At 54.5% G+C, this 18,738-nt stretch carries 20 protein-coding genes; 12 read left to right on the plus strand and 8 right to left on the minus strand.

Annotation, left to right across the window (positions count from 1 at the left end; translation table 11 throughout):
• Nucleotides 1-119 precede the first annotated feature (119 nt).
• On the plus strand, nt 120-590 hold the full coding sequence (locus tag NMUL_RS01595) for a DUF3565 domain-containing protein (protein WP_041352324.1): 471 nt from the start codon (nt 120-122) through the stop codon (nt 588-590).
• Here NMUL_RS01595 and NMUL_RS15880 read toward each other — a convergent pair.
• The gene (locus tag NMUL_RS15880; protein ID WP_167535544.1) at nt 587-754 is read right to left on the minus strand and encodes a hypothetical protein; all 168 of its coding nucleotides are present in this window, start codon (nt 752-754) and stop codon (nt 587-589) included. The two genes, NMUL_RS01595 and NMUL_RS15880, sit on opposite strands and share 4 nt — an antisense overlap.
• A 414-nt stretch (nt 755-1,168) precedes the next feature.
• On the opposite strand from NMUL_RS15880, the gene NMUL_RS01605 reads away from it, so the two are divergent.
• The 9 genes from NMUL_RS01605 (at nt 1,169) to NMUL_RS01645 (ending at nt 8,101) form a co-directional block, all read left to right on the plus strand.
• Complete coding sequence (locus NMUL_RS01605; RefSeq protein WP_011379665.1) at nt 1,169-1,561, plus strand: ATP synthase subunit I; 393 nt, start codon at nt 1,169-1,171, stop codon at nt 1,559-1,561.
• A 21-nt stretch (nt 1,562-1,582) separates the two neighbouring features.
• Nucleotides 1,583-2,389 carry a F0F1 ATP synthase subunit A gene (atpB, locus tag NMUL_RS01610; RefSeq protein WP_011379666.1) on the plus strand — a complete coding sequence of 269 codons (807 nt, stop codon included), beginning with the start codon at nt 1,583-1,585 and terminating at the stop codon, nt 2,387-2,389.
• 53 nt (nt 2,390-2,442) lie between these two features.
• Nucleotides 2,443-2,715, plus strand: a complete 273-nt coding sequence (gene atpE / locus NMUL_RS01615; RefSeq protein WP_011379667.1) for a F0F1 ATP synthase subunit C — start codon at nt 2,443-2,445, stop codon at nt 2,713-2,715.
• Between the two features lie 37 nt (nt 2,716-2,752).
• The gene (locus tag NMUL_RS01620) at nt 2,753-3,223 is read left to right on the plus strand and encodes a F0F1 ATP synthase subunit B (protein WP_011379668.1); all 471 of its coding nucleotides are present in this window, start codon (nt 2,753-2,755) and stop codon (nt 3,221-3,223) included.
• 3 nt (nt 3,224-3,226) lie between these two features.
• Nucleotides 3,227-3,763: a F0F1 ATP synthase subunit delta gene (locus NMUL_RS01625; RefSeq protein ID WP_011379669.1), complete on the plus strand. Its 537-nt coding sequence runs from the start codon at nt 3,227-3,229 to the stop codon at nt 3,761-3,763.
• Nucleotides 3,764-3,778: 15 nt separating this feature from the next.
• Entirely contained in the window at nt 3,779-5,320 is a 1,542-nt protein-coding gene (gene atpA / locus NMUL_RS01630; protein WP_011379670.1) for a F0F1 ATP synthase subunit alpha, read from the plus strand.
• 3 nt (nt 5,321-5,323) lie between these two features.
• The gene (gene atpG / locus NMUL_RS01635; RefSeq protein ID WP_011379671.1) at nt 5,324-6,205 is read left to right on the plus strand and encodes a F0F1 ATP synthase subunit gamma; all 882 of its coding nucleotides are present in this window, start codon (nt 5,324-5,326) and stop codon (nt 6,203-6,205) included.
• 30 nt (nt 6,206-6,235) lie between these two features.
• Nucleotides 6,236-7,615, plus strand: coding sequence for a F0F1 ATP synthase subunit beta (gene atpD / locus NMUL_RS01640; protein ID WP_011379672.1), 1,380 nt, complete (start codon nt 6,236-6,238; stop codon nt 7,613-7,615).
• A 66-nt stretch (nt 7,616-7,681) separates the two neighbouring features.
• Complete coding sequence (locus NMUL_RS01645) at nt 7,682-8,101, plus strand: F0F1 ATP synthase subunit epsilon (protein ID WP_011379673.1); 420 nt, start codon at nt 7,682-7,684, stop codon at nt 8,099-8,101.
• A gap of 227 nt (nt 8,102-8,328) precedes the next feature.
• On the opposite strand, the gene NMUL_RS15885 is transcribed toward NMUL_RS01645, so the two are convergent.
• Entirely contained in the window at nt 8,329-8,502 is a 174-nt protein-coding gene (locus NMUL_RS15885) for a hypothetical protein (RefSeq protein ID WP_167535545.1), read from the minus strand.
• On the opposite strand from NMUL_RS15885, the gene glmU reads away from it, so the two are divergent.
• On the plus strand, nt 8,501-9,889 hold the full coding sequence (gene glmU, locus NMUL_RS01650) for a bifunctional UDP-N-acetylglucosamine diphosphorylase/glucosamine-1-phosphate N-acetyltransferase GlmU (RefSeq protein ID WP_011379674.1): 1,389 nt from the start codon (nt 8,501-8,503) through the stop codon (nt 9,887-9,889). The genes NMUL_RS15885 and glmU overlap by 2 nt on opposite strands.
• A gap of 70 nt (nt 9,890-9,959) precedes the next feature.
• Nucleotides 9,960-11,807 (plus strand): glutamine--fructose-6-phosphate transaminase (isomerizing), encoded by a 1,848-nt coding sequence (gene glmS / locus NMUL_RS01655; protein WP_011379675.1) that lies wholly within the window; start codon nt 9,960-9,962, stop codon nt 11,805-11,807.
• 88 nt (nt 11,808-11,895) lie between these two features.
• Here the strand turns inward: glmS and NMUL_RS01660 are convergent, their stop codons facing one another.
• The 6 genes from NMUL_RS01660 to mreC form a co-directional block, all read right to left on the minus strand.
• The gene (locus NMUL_RS01660; protein ID WP_011379676.1) at nt 11,896-12,837 is read right to left on the minus strand and encodes a hypothetical protein; all 942 of its coding nucleotides are present in this window, start codon (nt 12,835-12,837) and stop codon (nt 11,896-11,898) included.
• 193 nt (nt 12,838-13,030) lie between these two features.
• Nucleotides 13,031-14,215 (minus strand): septal ring lytic transglycosylase RlpA family protein, encoded by a 1,185-nt coding sequence (locus NMUL_RS15150; protein ID WP_011379677.1) that lies wholly within the window; start codon nt 14,213-14,215, stop codon nt 13,031-13,033.
• A 5-nt stretch (nt 14,216-14,220) separates the two neighbouring features.
• Nucleotides 14,221-15,321 carry a rod shape-determining protein RodA gene (gene rodA, locus NMUL_RS01670; protein WP_011379678.1) on the minus strand — a complete coding sequence of 367 codons (1,101 nt, stop codon included), beginning with the start codon at nt 15,319-15,321 and terminating at the stop codon, nt 14,221-14,223.
• The gene (gene mrdA, locus NMUL_RS01675) at nt 15,314-17,254 is read right to left on the minus strand and encodes a penicillin-binding protein 2 (RefSeq protein WP_011379679.1); all 1,941 of its coding nucleotides are present in this window, start codon (nt 17,252-17,254) and stop codon (nt 15,314-15,316) included. Before mrdA ends, rodA begins: the two co-directional genes overlap by 8 nt.
• Nucleotides 17,251-17,736 carry a rod shape-determining protein MreD gene (mreD, locus tag NMUL_RS01680; RefSeq protein ID WP_041352744.1) on the minus strand — a complete coding sequence of 162 codons (486 nt, stop codon included), beginning with the start codon at nt 17,734-17,736 and terminating at the stop codon, nt 17,251-17,253. Before mreD ends, mrdA begins: the two co-directional genes overlap by 4 nt.
• A 32-nt stretch (nt 17,737-17,768) precedes the next feature.
• Complete coding sequence (mreC, locus tag NMUL_RS01685; protein ID WP_011379681.1) at nt 17,769-18,665, minus strand: rod shape-determining protein MreC; 897 nt, start codon at nt 18,663-18,665, stop codon at nt 17,769-17,771.
• Nucleotides 18,666-18,738 lie beyond the last annotated feature (73 nt).

Consider the following 18,738-nt stretch of genomic DNA (forward strand, 5'->3'; position numbering starts at 1 on the left):
TTTTTTCTTTATCCTCGAAGTTAATGCCGGCTTCCGCGCAACGGAAGGGAAGACCGGGAATTCCCTCTTCTTTGAGAAGTTCATATAAGTCAAGTTTCTTACGGCCATTTGCTCAATCTATGGAAAGACCCATTACAGGATTTGATACCGATAGTGAGGGAGATCCAATCGCAATTCTGACTTGCGGACACGCCCAGCACGTGCGGCATGATCCGCCGTTTATCAATCGCCCCTGGGTCACTTCCAAGCAGGGGCGCGAAGGCATGATAGGAAAGGCGCTTAACTGTGTCCGCTGCGATCAGTTCGAATTACCCGACTACTTTGTTCCCTACAAGCGGACGGCGGTCTTCACTGAGGAAACGGTACCGGCAGGATTGAGAAAAGACCACTCGACCAAAACCGGGGTATGGGGGAAGATCATCGTGGAAGCGGGAAAGCTTCGCTACCGGGTCGATACGTTGAACGTGGATACGGAATTGTCCGCAGAAACGGTTGGAGTGGTTGTGCCTGAGGTTCTCCACAATGTAGAACCTCAAGGCCCTGTCCGCTTTTTCGTCGAATTTTACCGAGCTCCGGATAAGGAGGCTTAAAGAGCGTCTTTGGTACCTTCGTTGCATTCTTTGCTCAGGTATTCAAGATAGAGCATCAGATATGGCTCGGCTTCAGGGGCGGGCGCTCCCGCATAGGAGGAGGGAGTGAAAGCAAATCCGGCAGCAAGCGCAAGCGTGAAAATCCGGAAATAAATGTTTCTCATTCTGCCTCCCATCCCTGTCTGACCCTGGAAACTCTCGTTTCATGCATTCTCGTAATGAGTGTGGGAGGAAATGTAAATACCGGTCGAGGTTCAATGCGTTTCCACTTTTAACCGCATTCCACCTCTCGATGCTCGTATTCGGGTGAAGTCTTCACTATATTAAGTTTTTTGCAGAGTTTCCGTGAATGAAAAGAGGTCTTTCCATTGACTGTTGTGCGCAAGCAGATTAGAATCCGCGTGTTTTAAATAGGTCAAGCCGGATTTAATTATTCAGGAGGCCTGGAAGAAGGAAACAAGCGGTGCTGGCCAAGGAATTGAATTAAAATCAGGTCTTCCACGAACACACGTTCAACGAGCCAAGGTCACTCTCAACATCTGTTTTTGTGACTGGCGCTTTCCGACGAAGCTCAGCAAATGCCCTGGATACGAAACAAGCCGGTACGCGTTGTCATGCGTTGGCAACTGATTGTCACACTGGCGATGGTGCTAACGCTGGGTTTGTTATGGGGATTCCACGGCGCAGCCTCAGCTTTTCTGGGCGGTGTGGTCAGCATTGTTTCTGCAGCGGCGTTTTCTGCAATTGTCTCCAGGTATCGCGGCTCCACAGCGGGCGGCATATTGATCACGGCCCTGAAAGCAGAAGCGGTAAAGATAGTCCTCACAGTCGCATTGCTCTGGCTCGTGATGACGTTCTACAAGGATGTTGTTGCGATCGGATTTATCGGGACCTTCATACTGACGGTTCTGATCTTCGGGCTGGCATTGTTCGTAACGGATGATGCAAAGGTTGCGCAAATAAAGCAATAAACAGTTGAGATAGGCAAATAAATGGCATCAGGCACAGAACTTACCCCAACTTCCTATATGTCGCATCACCTGACCAATCTGACGAGCTCGATCGGTGAGGGTGAATTCTGGACGCTGCATGTGGATACGCTCGTCATGGCGGTGCTGACCGGTATCATCAGCCTCGGTTTTCTCTGGTGGGTGGTGCGCGGTGCGACTTCGGGCGTCCCCAGCAAGCGCCAGGCATTCGTGGAGCTTGCCATCGAATTCATCGATAATCAGGTCAAAAGCACTTTTCACGGAGATCGGCATGCATTTGTGGCGCCTGCTGCGCTCACCGTGTTTGTGTGGGTGCTCATGATGAACGCCATGGATTTCCTGCCGATCGATATCATGGCGAAGGTATACGAGCTGGTGGGGCTGCACAACTGGCGCAGCGTCCCGACTGCCGATGTGAATACGACGTTCGCGCTGGCGCTCTCCGTGTGGCTCCTGATGATCTTTTTCAACATGAAAGTCAAGGGCGTGGGCGGCTGGATACACGAACTGGTCTGCAGCCCTTTCGGCAAGAACCCTCTATTGTGGCCGGTCAATATCCTGTTCAATCTGGTTGAATACGTCTCCAAGCCGCTTTCGCATTCATTGCGGCTGTACGGGAACATTTATGCAGGAGAAATCATTTTTCTGCTGCTCGGCATGTGGGCTGCAACCGGCCTTGCCGGGACATTTTTCGGCACGCTGCTGAATGCAGGGTGGGCCATCTTCCATATCTTGATCGTCACATTGCAGGCATTCATCTTCATGATGCTGACGGTGGTTTATCTTTCCATGGCGCACGAGTCACACTGATTCTGCGCTGCTGTTCTTAACCAATTTCAATTACTACTAGAGAGGAAAACCAGATGGAGAATTTGCAATTCCTGGCCATGATTCAGGCATACACGGGCATCGGCATCGGCCTGATGATCGGTCTCGGCGCGGCCGGTGCCTGTATCGGTATCGGCATTATGTGCAGCAGCTTCCTGGAAGGTGCGGCGCGTCAGCCGGAAATGATCCCGACGCTGCAAGGAAAAGTGTTCCTGCTGCTCGGCCTGATCGACGCGTCATTCATTATCGGTGTGGGGCTCGCGATGCTTTTCGCGTTCGGCAATCCGTTGCTGGCCGTAATCAAGTAATAGTGATTGCTCCCGGTATCATTCCCAGAGGCTAGCCATGAACATAAACTTCACGCTTATTTCCCAGGCAATGGCATTTGCCATCTTCATCTGGTTCACGGTCAGGTTTGTGTGGCCTCCATTGATGCGCGCAATCGAGAATCGTCAGAAAACGATCGCCGAAGGTTTGGCTGCGGGCGAACGTGGCAAGCGCGAACTGGAACTGGCAAGTCAACGCTCAGGCGACGTCGTCCGGGAGGCCAAGCAGCGTGCATCCGATATCATCGCGCAGGCAGAAAAGCGTGCCGCAGAGATCGTGGATGAAGCCAAAGTAGCCGCAAGAGAAGAGGGCGACCGCATTCTTGTGGGTGCCAAGGCAGAGGTGGAGCAGGAAGTGTTTCGCGCAAAGGAAGTTTTGCGCCAGCAGGTGGCGGGCCTGGCGTTGGCGGGGGCTGCCAAGATCCTCCGGCGCGAGGTGGATGAAAAAGCCCACGCCGAACTGCTTGCATCCCTCAAGGCGGAGCTCTAGCCGATGGCCGAAACTCGCACGATTGCCCGGCCTTATGCGGAGGCAGTCTTCAAACTTGCAAAAAACCAGAATGATCTCGCCCGCTGGGCAGACACATTGCAGTTGGCGGCCGCTGTCGCGGCCGACGAAAATGTCCGTTCATTGATCGGCAACCCCAAGATATCTTCCCGAAAACTGGGCGAGCTTTTTTTGAGCGTTTGCGGGAACAGGCTCAATGAAGAAGGTCGCAATTTCATCTTACTGCTGGCGGAAAACGGCAGGCTTGAAATTTTGCCCGAGGTAAATGAGTTGTATGAGCAACTCAAGACCCGTCATGAAGGCGTGCTGGATGCCAAAGTTATTTCTGCTTTTGCCATGAGCGATGCTCAATTGAAGGATCTGGTGACTGATCTCGAGGCCAAGTTCAAGCGCAAGATAGAGGCAAAAGTGAGCGTCGACGCGGATTTGATAGGCGGCGTGATAGTCGAAATAGGCGATGAGGTGCTTGACGCCTCCGTGCGAGGAAAACTGGAAGCCATGGCTGTTGCACTTAAAAGCTAGGAGTTAACTGAAAAAATGCATTTAAATCCATCCGAGATCAGTGAACTGATCAAAAGCAGAATTGAAGGGCTTGAAGCAACCGCCGAAGTCCGGACACAAGGCACGGTGGTTTCCGTGACCGACGGCATCGTGCGCATCCATGGACTGTCTGATGTGATGCAGGGCGAAATGCTTGAGTTCCCGGGTAATACCTTCGGTCTTGCGCTCAATCTGGAGCGCGATTCAGTGGGCGCGGTTGTTCTGGGTGAGTATGAGCACATTACCGAGGGCGATACCGTCAAGTGCACGGGCCGCATTCTGGAAGTTCCGGTAGGAGAGGAACTGATCGGCCGTGTAGTCAACGCGCTGGGGCAGCCCATCGACGGCAAGGGGCCGATAACAACCAAGCACTCCGAGCCGATAGAAAAGATTGCACCGGGCGTGGTGTGGCGTCAATCGGTGAATCAGCCGGTGCAGACCGGGCTGAAGGCGATCGACGCAATGGTTCCCATCGGGCGCGGCCAGCGTGAACTGATCATTGGAGATCGTCAAACGGGAAAAACGGCAGTAGCTGTGGATGCAATCATCAACCAGAAGGGTGAGAACATGATTTGCATCTACGTTGCGATCGGTCAGAAAGCGTCGTCGATCAGTAACGTAGTGCGGAAGCTGGAAGAGCATGGGGCGATGGAATATACCATCGTCGTGGCTGCCACCGCTTCGGAGTCGGCCGCGATGCAGTTTATCGCCCCTTATTCCGGTTGCACGATGGGCGAGTATTTCCGCGATACCGGCAGGGACGCGCTGATTGTTTATGACGATTTGACCAAGCAAGCATGGGCTTATCGGCAGATTTCCCTGTTGTTGCGCCGCCCTCCTGGCCGGGAAGCCTATCCTGGAGATGTGTTTTATTTGCACTCGCGGCTGCTGGAACGCGCAGCGCGTGTCAGCGCGGCCTATGTGGAAAAAGAGACGAATGGCGCAGTCAAAGGCAAGACGGGTTCGCTGACAGCCTTGCCTGTGATCGAAACCCAGGCGGGTGACGTGACTGCATTCGTTCCCACCAACGTTATCTCCATTACTGATGGCCAGATTTTTCTGGAATCCGACCTGTTCAATGCAGGTATCCGGCCAGCTATCAACGCCGGTATTTCAGTCTCTCGTGTAGGGGGCGCCGCGCAGACCAAAGTCATCAAGAAACTGGGTGGCGGCGTGCGTCTCGCATTGGCGCAATACCGGGAACTTGCCGCATTTGCCCAGTTCGCCTCCGACCTCGATGAAGCGACACGCAAGCAGCTTGAGCGCGGCAAGATGGTGACGGAACTGATGAAGCAGCCTCAGTACTCAACCCTGAGCGTATCCGAAATGGCGCTTACCCTGTTTGCCGTCAACAAAGGATACCTGGATGATGTGGAAGTAAGCCGCGCGTTGGCCTTTGAATCTGCACTCAGAGGTTTCATTCGTAGCAAGTATGGGGCAATTCTGGACAAGATAGAGACCACCAAGGATCTGGATGCGGAAACCGAGAAGGAACTCGATGCGGCAATCCAGGATTTCAAGAAAAACGGAACATACTGACCGATGGCAGGCAGCAGGGAAATACGCAACAAGATCAAAAGCGTAAAGAACACGCAGAAGATCACGCGCGCGATGGAAATGGTGGCTGCATCCAAGATGCGCCGGGCGCAGGAACGCATGAAAAAAGCCAGGCCATACGGCGAGAAGATTCGCAACGTCGCAGCCCACATGAGCCGTGCTTACACCGAATACCGCCATCCGTTCCTGATAGAACGCGATACGGTAAAGCGCATAGGCATCATTGTGGTTACCTCCGACAAGGGTTTGTGCGGTGGACTCAACACAAACGTGCTGCGCATGGCGGTAAGCAAAATGAAAGCCTGGGAAGCGGAAGGCGAACAGATCGAGGTATGCTGTATCGGCAACAAGGGATTGGGGTTCATGAACCGTATGGGCGCCAATGTCATCTCGCATGCCGTGAGTCTCGGGGATGCGCCGGATCTGGAGCGGTTGATCGGAGCAATAAAGATATTGCTGGATGGTTATAATCAGGATCGTTTCGACCGCGTATATCTTTTTTATACCCGCTTCATCAACACGATGAAACAGGAACCGGTGATGGAGCAATTGCTTCCGCTTTCCGATGAACGTCTCAGAGCCAGTGATAGACCGACCGGACAGCGTGGCGTGTGGGATTACATTTATGAACCCGAAGCCAAACCCGTCATTGATGACATCATGGTGCGATACGTCGAGGCGCTGATTTACCAGGCATTGACGGAAAATATTGCGTCCGAGCAATCCGCGCGCATGGTGGCGATGAAGGCCGCGTCGGACAATGCCGGCAACGTCATCAACGAACTGACGCTGATTTACAACAAATCGCGGCAGGCTGCCATTACCAAGGAGCTGTCCGAAATTGTCGGTGGCGCGGCGGCCGTTTGAATAATTTGAATTGATTTTTTGAGGAACAATATGAACCAGGGAAAAATTGTTCAGTGTATCGGCGCGGTGGTCGACGTCGAGTTTGCACGTGAAGAGATGCCCAAGGTATATGACGCGCTCGTTCTTGAGGGGTCGGAACTTACGCTCGAAGTGCAGCAGCAGCTGGGTGACGGCGTCGTTCGCACAATTGCGCTCGGTTCCTCCGAGGGGTTGCGGCGCGGCATGATGGTAACAAACACCGGTGATCAGATCCGTGTTCCTGTCGGCACCAAGACCCTGGGGCGGATCATGGATGTCCTGGGTACGCCAATAGACGAAATGGGACCTATCGGCGCCGAGCAGAACAGATCGATTCATCAGAAAGCCCCCGCTTTTGACGAATTGTCCGCGTCCACCGAGCTGCTGGAAACAGGGATCAAGGTTATCGATCTCGTTTGTCCCTTTGCCAAGGGTGGCAAGGTGGGATTGTTCGGCGGTGCTGGCGTAGGCAAAACCGTGAACATGATGGAGCTGATCCGCAACATTGCCATCGAGCATAGTGGATATTCCGTATTTGCAGGCGTGGGGGAGCGTACTCGGGAAGGGAATGACTTCTACCATGAAATGAAGGATTCCAACGTACTCGACAAGGTTGCCCTGGTATACGGCCAGATGAATGAGCCTCCCGGTAACCGGTTGCGGGTGGCGCTTACAGGTCTGACCATGGCGGAACATTTCCGCGACGAAGGCAGGGACGTGTTGCTGTTCGTGGATAATATCTATCGTTTCACCCTGGCGGGTACGGAAGTATCCGCGTTGCTGGGCCGGATGCCATCCGCCGTGGGTTATCAGCCGACATTGGCTGAGGAAATGGGCCGTTTGCAGGAGCGCATTACCTCCACCAAGTCGGGCTCCATTACCTCCATTCAAGCGGTATATGTGCCTGCGGACGATTTGACCGATCCATCGCCTGCTACAACCTTCGGCCACCTGGATGCTACCGTCGTGCTTTCGCGTGATATTGCTTCGCTGGGGATCTATCCAGCGGTTGATCCTCTCGACTCGACCTCGCGTCAGCTTGATCCTCTCGTGGTGGGCGAAGAGCACTACTCGACTGCCCGGGCAGTGCAGCAAACCCTGCAACGCTATAAGGAATTGCGCGATATCATCGCAATTCTCGGAATGGATGAACTCTCTCCTGAAGATAAGCTGGCGGTGGCAAGGGCGCGCAAAATCCAGCGGTTCCTTTCACAACCCTTTAACGTGGCCGAAGTGTTTACCGGTGCACCGGGAAAATACGTACCTCTGAAAGAGACCATCAAAGGCTTCAAGGGCATTGTGTCGGGAGAATATGACCATCTGCCCGAGCAGGCATTTTACATGGTGGGTGGGATAGACGAGGCGGTTGAAAAAGCCAAAACCTTGCAATAATCGAGTTGATGAATCGGGTGGCTGGATAAAGCAGTCATCCCGATTCAATGATGAATGGGAACTAAAATGGGCGTGTTTCACGTTGATATCGTCAGCGCGGAGGAATCCATTTACTCCGGTCCGGCTGAATTTCTGGTTGCGCCCGCAGAAGGAGGTGAGGTGGGCATATACCCACAGCACACTCCCATGCTGACGCGCATCAAACCTGGATCAGTACGCATCAAGGCACCGCTGAAAGAAGAGGAATTGGTCTATGTTTCCGGCGGTATGCTTGAAATCCAGCCAGATATCGTCACTATCCTTGCTGACACCGCGGTCCGAGGCGCCGACCTCGATGAAGCAAAGGCCATCGAGGCCAAGAAGCATGCGGAAGAAGCGGTGAGGGATCGAGCGTCTACTCTGGATTACGCACGAGCGCAGGCAGAATTGAGTGAAGCGATTGCGCAATTGGCCGCTATTCAGAAACTGCGGAAACGCGGCCACTGATACTCGAACTGGAATTGAAAAAGGGCGGTATTTCCGCCCTTTTTCAATTCTGCAAATCAATTCCTGAAGTCAAGCTGACGAGCAGTCAAAAGCTTACGCTCAATTGAACCGCCTGCCTGTAAAGACATCGGTATCACTGCTTCGAATTATAGCTGGGCTTGAGTATGTGGTCTCGTATCCCCCGTTCATTGCTGCGTTGCTGGAAGGTCCGAGCGGAAATACTTCAATCAGAGCCGCTTGACGGCACGGTTCCAATTTGACACTTCATTTGGATTTGTGCCCGCTATATGATAAATTAATCCGGTTTCCATTTGTAAATCCGCTTCAACCTCAACTTCCTGCAGTTGATCTACCTTTGCGGGTTGAATATTACACGTTCCCGCATGTCCTGATATTTTCATGAATGTGTCCAAACTGAACATCGTCGTTCTTGCTGCCGGTCTCGGAAAACGCATGTACTCTGCGCTGCCGAAAGTGTTGCATCCCCTCGCAGGCAAGCCTCTCCTGGTGCACGTGCTCGATACCGCCCGCGCATTAGCGCCCCATACAACTTGTGTCATTTACGGGCATGGGGGGGAAACAGTCCCGCAAACAATAGCGGATGAAAGCCTTATCTGGGTGCCACAGATCCCACAACTCGGAACGGGTCACGCAGTGATGCAGGCGCTGCCTCATATCGAGAAAGAGGGCATTACACTTATTCTGTATGGCGACGTGCCTCTGACCAGTGTCGAAACATTAAAAAAACTGATCGCGATGGCGGGAAAGCAAACATTAGGTTTGCTGACGGTAGAACTTCCTGATCCAGCGGGCTACGGTAGAATCGTTCGGCATAGCGAAACGGGTGAAGTCGCCGCTATTGTCGAGGAGAAAGACGCCAGTGAATCCCAGCGCAGCATCGGTGAAATCAATACGGGCATCATGGCGGTTCCGAATCGCTATCTTCACGGCTGGTTGTGCAAGCTTGAAAACAACAACGCGCAAGGTGAGTATTATCTGACGGATATTGTCGCGATGGCGGTAAAGGATGGGGTAAAGGTAGCAACAGCCAATCCCGCTTATGTATGGGAAACTACGGGAGTCAACAGCAAGGTTCAGCTCGCCGGACTGGAACGCATCTATCAGACAGCGCAGGCCAATAAATTGCTGGAGCAGGGCGTAGCGCTGGCTGATCCGGCGCGCATCGATATCCGCGGTAAACTTTCTTGCGGCAGAGATGTTATGATCGATATCAACTGCATATTTGAAGGGGACGTTCAACTGGATGATGGCGTAAAAGTGGGTGCTCACACCATACTGAAAGACGTGCGGGTAGCCGCGGATTCGGTCATCGCGCCATTCAGCCTGATAGAGGCTGCGGAAATTGGTCGAAATTGTCGTATCGGTCCTTACGCCCGTATTCGGCCGGGCACGCGACTGGAGGATGAAGTGCACATCGGCAATTTCGTCGAAGTCAAGAACAGTGCCCTTGCGGCTGGCAGCAAGGCAAACCACCTGAGTTACATCGGAGATGCCGTGGTGGGCAGGAGTGTCAACATCGGCGCAGGCACGATTACCTGCAATTATGACGGCGCCAACAAATACCAGACCATCATCGAGGATGATGTCTTTGTGGGCTCCGATACCCAGTTGATAGCACCGGTCAGAGTTGCCCGCGGTTCCACGATCGGTGCAGGTTCGACCATTACCAGGGATACGCCACCTGATATGTTGACGCTTTCGCGAGCGAAGCAGTTGAGTATCGATGGTTGGAAACGCCCCGTAAAAAAACCGAAGCCCAAAAATTAAGCATAGCCTTCATCTTTTTCCATCCTTGAACCGCGCCAATTGCTGGTATCTGTAAGAAAGGAGTCTTTTGATGTGTGGAATCGTCGGTGCAGTCGCAAAAACCAATATCGTCCCCACTCTGATTGAAGGCCTGCGCCGACTGGAATACCGCGGATATGATTCAGCCGGCATTGCCCTGAACAATGGTCGCCTGCATCGGTTGCGCACCACCGGTCGAGTCGCCGAACTCAGCAAACTTGCGGATGAGCAACACTTCACCGGGGACGTGGGTATTGCCCATACCCGCTGGGCTACCCACGGCGCTCCATCCGAGCGCAATGCCCATCCTCATTTTTCCGGAGAGACCCCAAAAGTGGCGGTGGTGCATAACGGCATTATCGAAAATCATGAAGTGCTGCGGCAGCGTTTGCAGAAGACAGGGTTCGAATTCAGTTCCGAGACCGACACGGAAGTCATCGCTCATCTCATTTCGTCTCATCTCAGGGAAAACCCGGATTTATTCGAAGCGGTATGCCGTTCGGTGGGCGAATTGCGGGGCGCGTATGCAATTGCAGTAATGGAGGAAGCAAGGCCGGAGCGCCTCATCGTTTGCCGCAATGGAGCGCCACTGCTGCTTGGCTTGGGCGAAAACGGGATCTACGCTGCGTCGGATGCTTCCGCCTTGCTGCAGGTTACCCGGCGCATGATCTATCTGGAAGAGGGCGATGTCGCCGAATTGCGCCAGGACGGCTACCGCATCGTCAATTGCCGCTACGATGGCGCCCGCGCAGAAGTCGCACGTGCGGTACAGGAAAGTGAGCTGACAAACGAAGCGGTGGAGATGGGCCCTTATGCCCACTTCATGCAGAAGGAGATATTCGAGCAACCCGGCGTCGTGGCGAACACGCTGGAAATGGTGCTCAATGCGCAATCCATCTCTCCGCGCCTGTTTGGCACCGAGGCGGAGAACATCTTCAAAAATACCAGAAGTATCCTCATCCTGGCGTGTGGCACCAGCTATCACGCTGGCGTCGTCGCCCGCTACTGGCTCGAAACCGTGGCCGGAATTCCCTGCAATGTCGAGATCGCGAGCGAATATCGCTACCGTAATCCGGCGGTTGGAGCAGATACCCTGATCGTGGGCATCTCCCAATCGGGAGAAACAGCGGATACCCTGGCCGCCCTGAGTTATGCAAAATCACTCGGGCATCGTTACAGTCTGGGGATCTGCAATGTGGCTGAAAGCGCGCTCGTGCGCCAGACGGACTTACGCTTTCTCACCCGGGCTGGCCCGGAAATCGGTGTGGCCTCGACCAAGGCGTTCACCACACAGCTTGCCGCGCTGATGCTGCTCACCATGACGCTGGCGAAATTGAACGGCAAACTGTCGGGTGAGAGTGAGCGCCAGATGATTGCTGCGCTGCGCCACCTGCCCGTCGCGCTTCAGCACAGCCTGCAGGTGGAGCCGCAGGTGAAAGCCTGGGCGGAAAGATTTGCCGAGAAACGCCATGCCCTGTTTCTTGGCCGCGGCATGCACTATCCCATTGCGCTGGAGGGCGCGCTCAAGCTCAAGGAAATTTCCTATATCCATGCCGAAGCTTATGCTGCCGGGGAACTGAAGCACGGTCCGCTTGCGCTGGTGGATAAGGATATGCCCGTCGTCGCCATAGCTCCCAATGATGCACTGCTGGAAAAACTCAAGTCAAACCTGCAGGAAGTACGTGCCCGTGGGGGAGAGCTCTACGTTTTCGCCGATGCCGATTCCCACATCCAGGAAAGCGAAGGCGTACACATCATTCGTCTGGCGGAACATGCGGGAATGCTCAGCCCCATCCTCCACACCATCCCCCTGCAGCTTCTCGCCTATCACGTCGCGCTGCAAAAAGGTACGGATGTGGATAAGCCGAGAAACCTGGCGAAATCAGTGACGGTGGAGTAAGAAGTATCTATTGAACTGACTATTGGCTAAAGCCGGTTTTCAGCCATATAGTTGCAGTTGCATCCCGGCGGCAGTGCCCAGCGAACACTCAGGTTGTTTCACCTGTTTGTTCCAGGAGGGTATAGAGATAGTGTACGGCCTCATCCCCGGTGTGGCTGTACCGAACCTTCGCGTCATAATACAGGGCTATAACAGCGGACACGCTGTCCTGATAGATTTCGAACCCATTCACATCTGCCTCGCGAAAGAAAAATCTTCCATCCATCGCGATGACATCTTCCGCCACGGAGCCGCGTTCTTCCGGATTATCTTTTTCAAATTCCTGCACGAGTTCGTTGTGCATTACAAAGTCGTCAGAAACGGTGAAACAACCGTTCTCCTCGATCCCATGGATCAGGCATGACAGCAGCAGGACAAGTCTCCTCCTGTCGAGTCCCGATACTTGCTCCCGGGCTTGCCGCCGCACATAATCATCCGGGTATATCAAACGGTCCACCACCGCGTCGATCACCGCATCTTCCATGGCAAAAAAAGACCACGCATAGCGTGGAACAACAGTAACGATGGTGGTATCCGCCTTCAGCGCCTCGATAATCGATTCAATTTTTTCCTGCTGCTTTTCATCGTCGGTACAAAGCAGCAGGAAATACCTTTCCAGCAGTGCGTCGTAATCTTTCTGCAATTCGCGAATCTGGGCCCCTATTTTTGTTGCCTGATTATCACCCGCCGCCAATTCATCACTGGAGATCAGGCGCATCCCGATAAACCGGTCTGTACCTCCTGACAGAAATTCGCTCGAATATCTCATCGCGATGTCCGTTGCGCTCTCCCCTGCGCGCCAGAGGTACCAGGTCAGAGGAATATACTTGTCGAAGGAGGCGAAGATACGTTCGGCTTTGGCATGAAACCGGCCATATAGATCCTGGCAATTTACGTGACAGAAGCCTTGAGTATCCGCAGGCTGGGCCCGTGCATGACTGACCAGTTCTGCAAGAATCGTTGCCGGCGTAACCTGATCCCTGATCTGCATTTTTTCCGCCCTCATAACCGTGAATAGGAATTGCCCGAGCAAAATACACGCTTACATACCATTCTGCCCATCTGAAGCGGAAAATTAAAGCGGAAAGTTCAAATCGGAAACCCTTCTGCGGCTGCTGGATTGCCAAGCAACCGCCGGATGGGGAGCAGATTTGTGTGGCTTCGCGATGAAAAGGATGTGCGGCCTACCGCATCAGCAGCACCGGCTTGATTGACAGCGCTTCGGCGATTTTGTCCGCAGCCTTTCTGGCCAAGGCACGGTCAGGGTAAGGACCCGCATGGACCTTGAACAGGCCATCCTTTGCAACGATATCCAGGCTGGTCATCAGCGATGGTAATTCGTTTCTCATGCGGACGACAAAATTATCCGCATTGTCATACGCATTGAAGGCTCCCAATTGCAGGTAGATCCCCGCAGGAACGGCAGCAGGCGTTTCGGGAGATGAGACAGGAGCGCCTTCGCCGGCAAGGCTGGGGCCGGGGGGCGTATCAGCTACTGCGGGCGCAAAAGAAGCCTGGAACAGACCCGGCTGCGCTTCATTGGAGTCGGGATCGGTAGGGGGAGTGACCGTCACCGATTGGTCAGCTATGATTCCCTGCCCATTTAGATTGGTGGGAGAGCCGGGGAGAAACCTGGAGGGGCTGGATGTTGAACCTGGACGCTCGGCAGAGGCAGCTGCGGCAAGCTGCGTGAAACTACCCGTTCCGGGCACAATGGATTCCACTTCGACCAGACCGCTGCCCCCACCCAGTACATCCAGTTTATATGCGGCGGTATAGGAAAGATCAATGAGGCGATTGGAGAGGAAAGGCCCCCTGTCATTGACACGCACCACCACGGATTTTCCGCTCGTCACGCTTGTCACGCGTGCGTAGCTCGGAATGGGGAGGGTAGGGTGTGCAGCCGTCATGGCATACATATCGTAGACTTCCCCCGACGCGGTCTTCTGCCCGTGATAGCGGCGCCCATACCAGGATGCCATTCCCCGCGTTTTATAGCGCTCGTGACGCGTCATCGGTTTATACCGTTTTCCGAGAGCTGAATAAGGCCGCATGGTGGAGGCGCGCAAGGGTTCTTCCCGCGGCACGGCATCAGGGATCAGATGGAGATCGGCTGGCGGATTGTCGCCGGGACCATCATCCAGGTAATAACCGCCTCCCTTTTTCTTGCCTCCGAACAGAGTGGAGACCGGTGAAGGCTTCACACTCTTTTCCTCGCTTTTCTCCAGCTTGAAAAAGGTGCCGCAGCCGGTGAGGAAAACCGGAATAGTCAGTGCAGCCATCCAGGCGGCGCATCGCCTGGCAACCGGCTGGCCTCTTGACTGCGCAGTTGACGGTATGAGGGACAGGCAGGCAGGGAGTTTATCCATAAGTATCACGTCTTAACAAGCTTCGGATGAGTCTGGATACTCATCAAAATACCAAATCCCAGCAACATTGTCACCATTGATGTGCCGCCATAGCTGATCAGGGGCAAAGGCACCCCTACCACGGGCAGAATGCCGATGACCATCCCGATGTTGACGAAGATGTAGGTGAAGAAAGTCAGTGTGATGGAAGCGGCGATGAGGCGGGTAAACTGGGTGGAAGCGTTGGCGGCAATCACCATCCCACGGGCGATGAGAGCCAGATACAACAGCAGCAGCAGCAAATTGCCGAGCAGACCGAATTCTTCGGAGAATACCGCGAAGATGAAATCAGTGCTTCTCTCGGGGAGGAACGCAAGATGGGTTTGGGTGCCTTGCTGCCAGCCCTTGCCCAGCACCCCCCCGGAGCCGATGGCAATAGTGGATTGAATGGTATGGTAGCCGGCGCCAAGCGCGTCCTGCGTCGGGTCAAGAAGCGTCATGACGCGCTTGCGCTGATAATCATGCATCATGGACCAGAGCAGCGGAAGGCTTGCTCCCCCTGCAATCGCCACCGCCGCCATGATGCGCCAGGATAACCCGGAAAAGAACAGGACATAAAAACCGCTCGAGGCAATGAGCAGCGCGGTTCCAAGATCAGGCTGGCGCAGGATCAACAGTACCGGAGCCAGCAGCAGCAGGGTGGCCACACCGTAATCCCGCAGCCGCAAGGTTGTCTCGTGCTTGTCGAAGTACCAGGCCATCATCAGCGGTACGGCAATCTTCATCAGTTCGGAGGGCTGGATGCGGGTTACACCCAGGTTCAGCCAGCGCCTCGCGCCATTGTTGACCTCTCCGAACAGCGCGACGCAGAGCAGCAGGAAAAGGCCCGCCACGTATAACGGTAAGGCGATCCGCATGATATGCTCCAACGGAATGTTGGCGACCAGCCACATCACGCTGAGCGCGACCAGCATATTAATCGCCTGACTCGTGACGCGCGCACTATTGGCATCCGTTGCGCTGAAAAGTGTGATAAGTCCCGTTGCCATGAGCAGGAGAATTCCACAAAGCAGAAGACCATCGATGTAGCGCGTAAAGTAGTGCCCTGCGTGTGGAAGTCTAGCCATGCCCGTCCTCCCGGTTCTGCTGGTGCTCCTCATCCTCCTCTTCGTCCACCTGATCGACAGGCTGTGCAGCTGCTTCCTTAGGCAGTTTACCCAGCAGATAGTAATCCATCACCACGCGGGCAATCGGTGCCGCTGCCGAACCGCCATGGCCGCCATTTTCCACCAGAACGGACAGCGCAATTTTGGGGTTTTCAGCGGGAGCATAGCTTATAAATAGCGCATGATCACGATGCCGTTCATCGAGCTTGCTTTCCTCATACTTTTCCCCCTGTTTTACCCCCACTACCTGTGCAGTCCCCGTTTTTCCGGCAAAGGTATAAGCGGCCCCTGCACCGGCGACCGCGGCTGTGCCGCCCGGACGGGTTACATCGACCAGCGCATTATGTACCGCCTTCAAATTGGCGGGATCGAGTTTGAGCCGGTACAGCGGACTTGTGCCGAATTCCCGTACGATCCGGTTGTTACTGTCCAGGACCTGCTTGACGAGATGGGGACGGAACGCAGCGCCGTTGCCGGCAAGCACAGCGGTTGCAAATGCCAGTTGCAGCGGCGTGGTCAGATTATAACCCTGGCCAATCCCCACAGAAATCGTATCGCCCGCAAACCAGTTCTGTTTATGCCGTTGCATTTTCCACTCCTGAGAGGGCAACAGGCCGGCGGCTTCGCCTTCGATATCGATCCCGGTCTTTTTCCCCAACCCGAACTGACTGGTAAAATTGTAGATATTATCGATCCCGAGGTCATGAGCCAGCGAATAGTAATAAGTGTCGCAAGAGATAACCAGCGATTTGTGGAGATCCACGAGGCCGTGACCGCCGGCTTTCCAGTCGCGAAAACGGTGAGTGCTTCCGGGCAGGCTGAAGTAGCCGGGATCGCTGATCGCGCTTCCCGGCCAACGCTTCTTGAGTTCCAGACCAGCCAGAGCCATGAAGGGTTTGAACGTCGAGCCGGGCGGGTATACGCCACGCAAAGCCCGATTGTTCAGCGGCCGATCGATGGAATTGTTCAGCAATTCCCAATTCTCGGTGTCGATCCCGTCTACAAAAAGATTCGGATCGAACCCCGGTCTGCTCACGAATGCGAGCACGTCTCCCGTTGCCGGTTCTATGGCGACAAGTGCGCCACGCCGGTTGCCAAACGCCTTTTCCGCGACTTCCTGCAATTTGAAATCGAGCGATAGCTTGAGATTCCTGCCCGCAATCGGCGGTGTGCGGGATATGACGCGAATTGCACGGCCGCCTGCGTCGGTTTCCATCTCCTCGATTCCGGTGATGCCGTGCAATTCCCTCTCATAGCTCTGTTCGATGCCGATTTTTCCCATGTGCTGGGAACCGCGGTAATTGGCGAGTTCGCTGTCAGCCTCCAGCCGTTCCAGATCCTTGTCATTGATGCGCCCTATGTAACCCACCACGTGAGAGGCGAACTCGCCTTTGGGATACTGGCGGAACGGCCGCGCCTTGATTTCCACTCCCGGAAAGCGATAGCGGTTGGCGGCGAAGCGGGCAACCTCCACGTCCGATAATCGCGTGCGAATAGGCAAGCTTTCGAATCTTCTGTTCTCCTCCATCAATTTCTTGAAGCGCTTGCGGTCACGCGCGGAGATCTCCACTACCGTCGTCAGCTCATTGATGAGGCGCTCGAGATTTCCGATCCTGCTCGGAACGATTTCGAGTGTATAGGCAGAATAATTATGAGCGAGCACGACGCCATTGCGGTCAAAAATCAGGCCGCGGTTGGGAACGATCGGCGCAATGGAAATGCGATTTGCTTCCGCCAGCGTGTGATAATGCTCACGCTGAGAAACCTGCAGGTAAAAGAAGCGTGCGAACAGCAGCAGGAAGAGCAGCAGCATGAAGCCGGCGCTTATCGCCAGCCGCAGGCGGAAATTGTGTAACTCACGCGAGTAGCTTCGAAGCTCGATTCTGTGATTCATCTTGCATCGGAAGCAGACCAGGGTTTCTGCGGCACCCTCAATATGGCTGAGAGAAGCGGCCACAGTAACATGCCGACAATGCTGCCAAGAAAGAAGTTCCAGCCGGGGAAAGGAGAACCGGCAAACAGCCCGGCAAGAAGTGTGACGATCTGCCCTGAAAGCAGAACCAGTCCTATCTGGGGAGCTTGTTTATATCCTTCGAAGATACCCATGCGCCGGTTGAAGACCAGTGCCATGAACGCCATTACGCTGTACCCGAGCGCGTGTTGCCCGAAGGTACTGGCATTGCTCAGATCCATGAGCAGACCCATCCAGAATGCCATGCCAATGCCCACACGCTGGGGTTCGTTGAGATACCAGTAAAGCATCACCAGCGCGACAAAATCGGGCTGCAGCGTCCGAGCGGTGCCTGTGACGGGTATGAGATTCAGGAGTAGCGCCACGATCAGGCTGAGCATGATGAACCAGCTTTTGGCTGGCATCAGAATTTCGTGCCTGGATGAATTAGCGAGCGTCACTGTCTTCTCGCTTCCTGGGGGCGGGGCTTCGTTTTGGTCGCTTCTGCCGGTGTTCCGGTACGAGGCGCCCGCGTGGAAAGGATTAACAGCTGCCGATTCTGATTCACACCGGAAGCAGGCGTGCAGATGATGCGCGCAAAGATATAATTGGGATTACGCTCGATCTGGGATACTGCAGCAACGGGAAGCCCCGCGGGATAGATGCCATCTATCCCGGATGTAACCAGGACGTCCCCTTCCTGAATGTCGGTGTTGATTGCCATATACCTCAACTCCAGAACTCCTTCCCTGCCGGTGCCTGATATGATCGAGCGCAGGCCGTTGCGTACTACTTGCACGGGAACGGAATGGTCCCTGTCCGTGAGAAGAGTCACTTCCGAGGCCAGGGGGTAATTGCGGGTAACCTGTCCCACCACGCCCATATCATCCACGACGACCTGCCCCGACTCGATTCCGGCCATGCTGCCCTTGTCAAGCAATACCTTGCGATTGAATGGATCATGCGGCACGCGCAGGATTTCCGCCACTGTTGCCTTGTTTTCAATACGCTGCGTCGTATTCAGGAGCTTGCGCAGCTGAGTATTCTCGGCTTCCAGCGCACGCAGCCGGAGGAGCTGGCCTTTGTCAACGAGATGCTGCTGCTTGAGACGTGCATTTTCCTCCGCTATCTCGCCATGCTGGAAGAGTTCGCTTGTGGCATCGTACATTGCCATGGGCATATGAGCCAATTTCTGCAGCGGATAAACTATCACGGAAAAGATTTCCCGCACGCCGCCGAGATACTTGGATCGGCTATCCAGTGCCATAAGAAGCAATGACAGCATGACAAAAAAAGCCGTCCGGGCCAGTAAACTGGGACTGTGCCTGAAAAACCGGGGAGAGATTTCTATCATGTGCGAGATTTTATGTTCCCGATTTGCAGGGACTGGAAGGTGCGGTGCATTGAAGGCGGTAGTGAGAGCTGGC

Origin of the sequence: Nitrosospira multiformis ATCC 25196 (assembly GCF_000196355.1) — a bacterium.
Lineage (GTDB): Bacteria > Pseudomonadota > Gammaproteobacteria > Burkholderiales > Nitrosomonadaceae > Nitrosospira > Nitrosospira multiformis.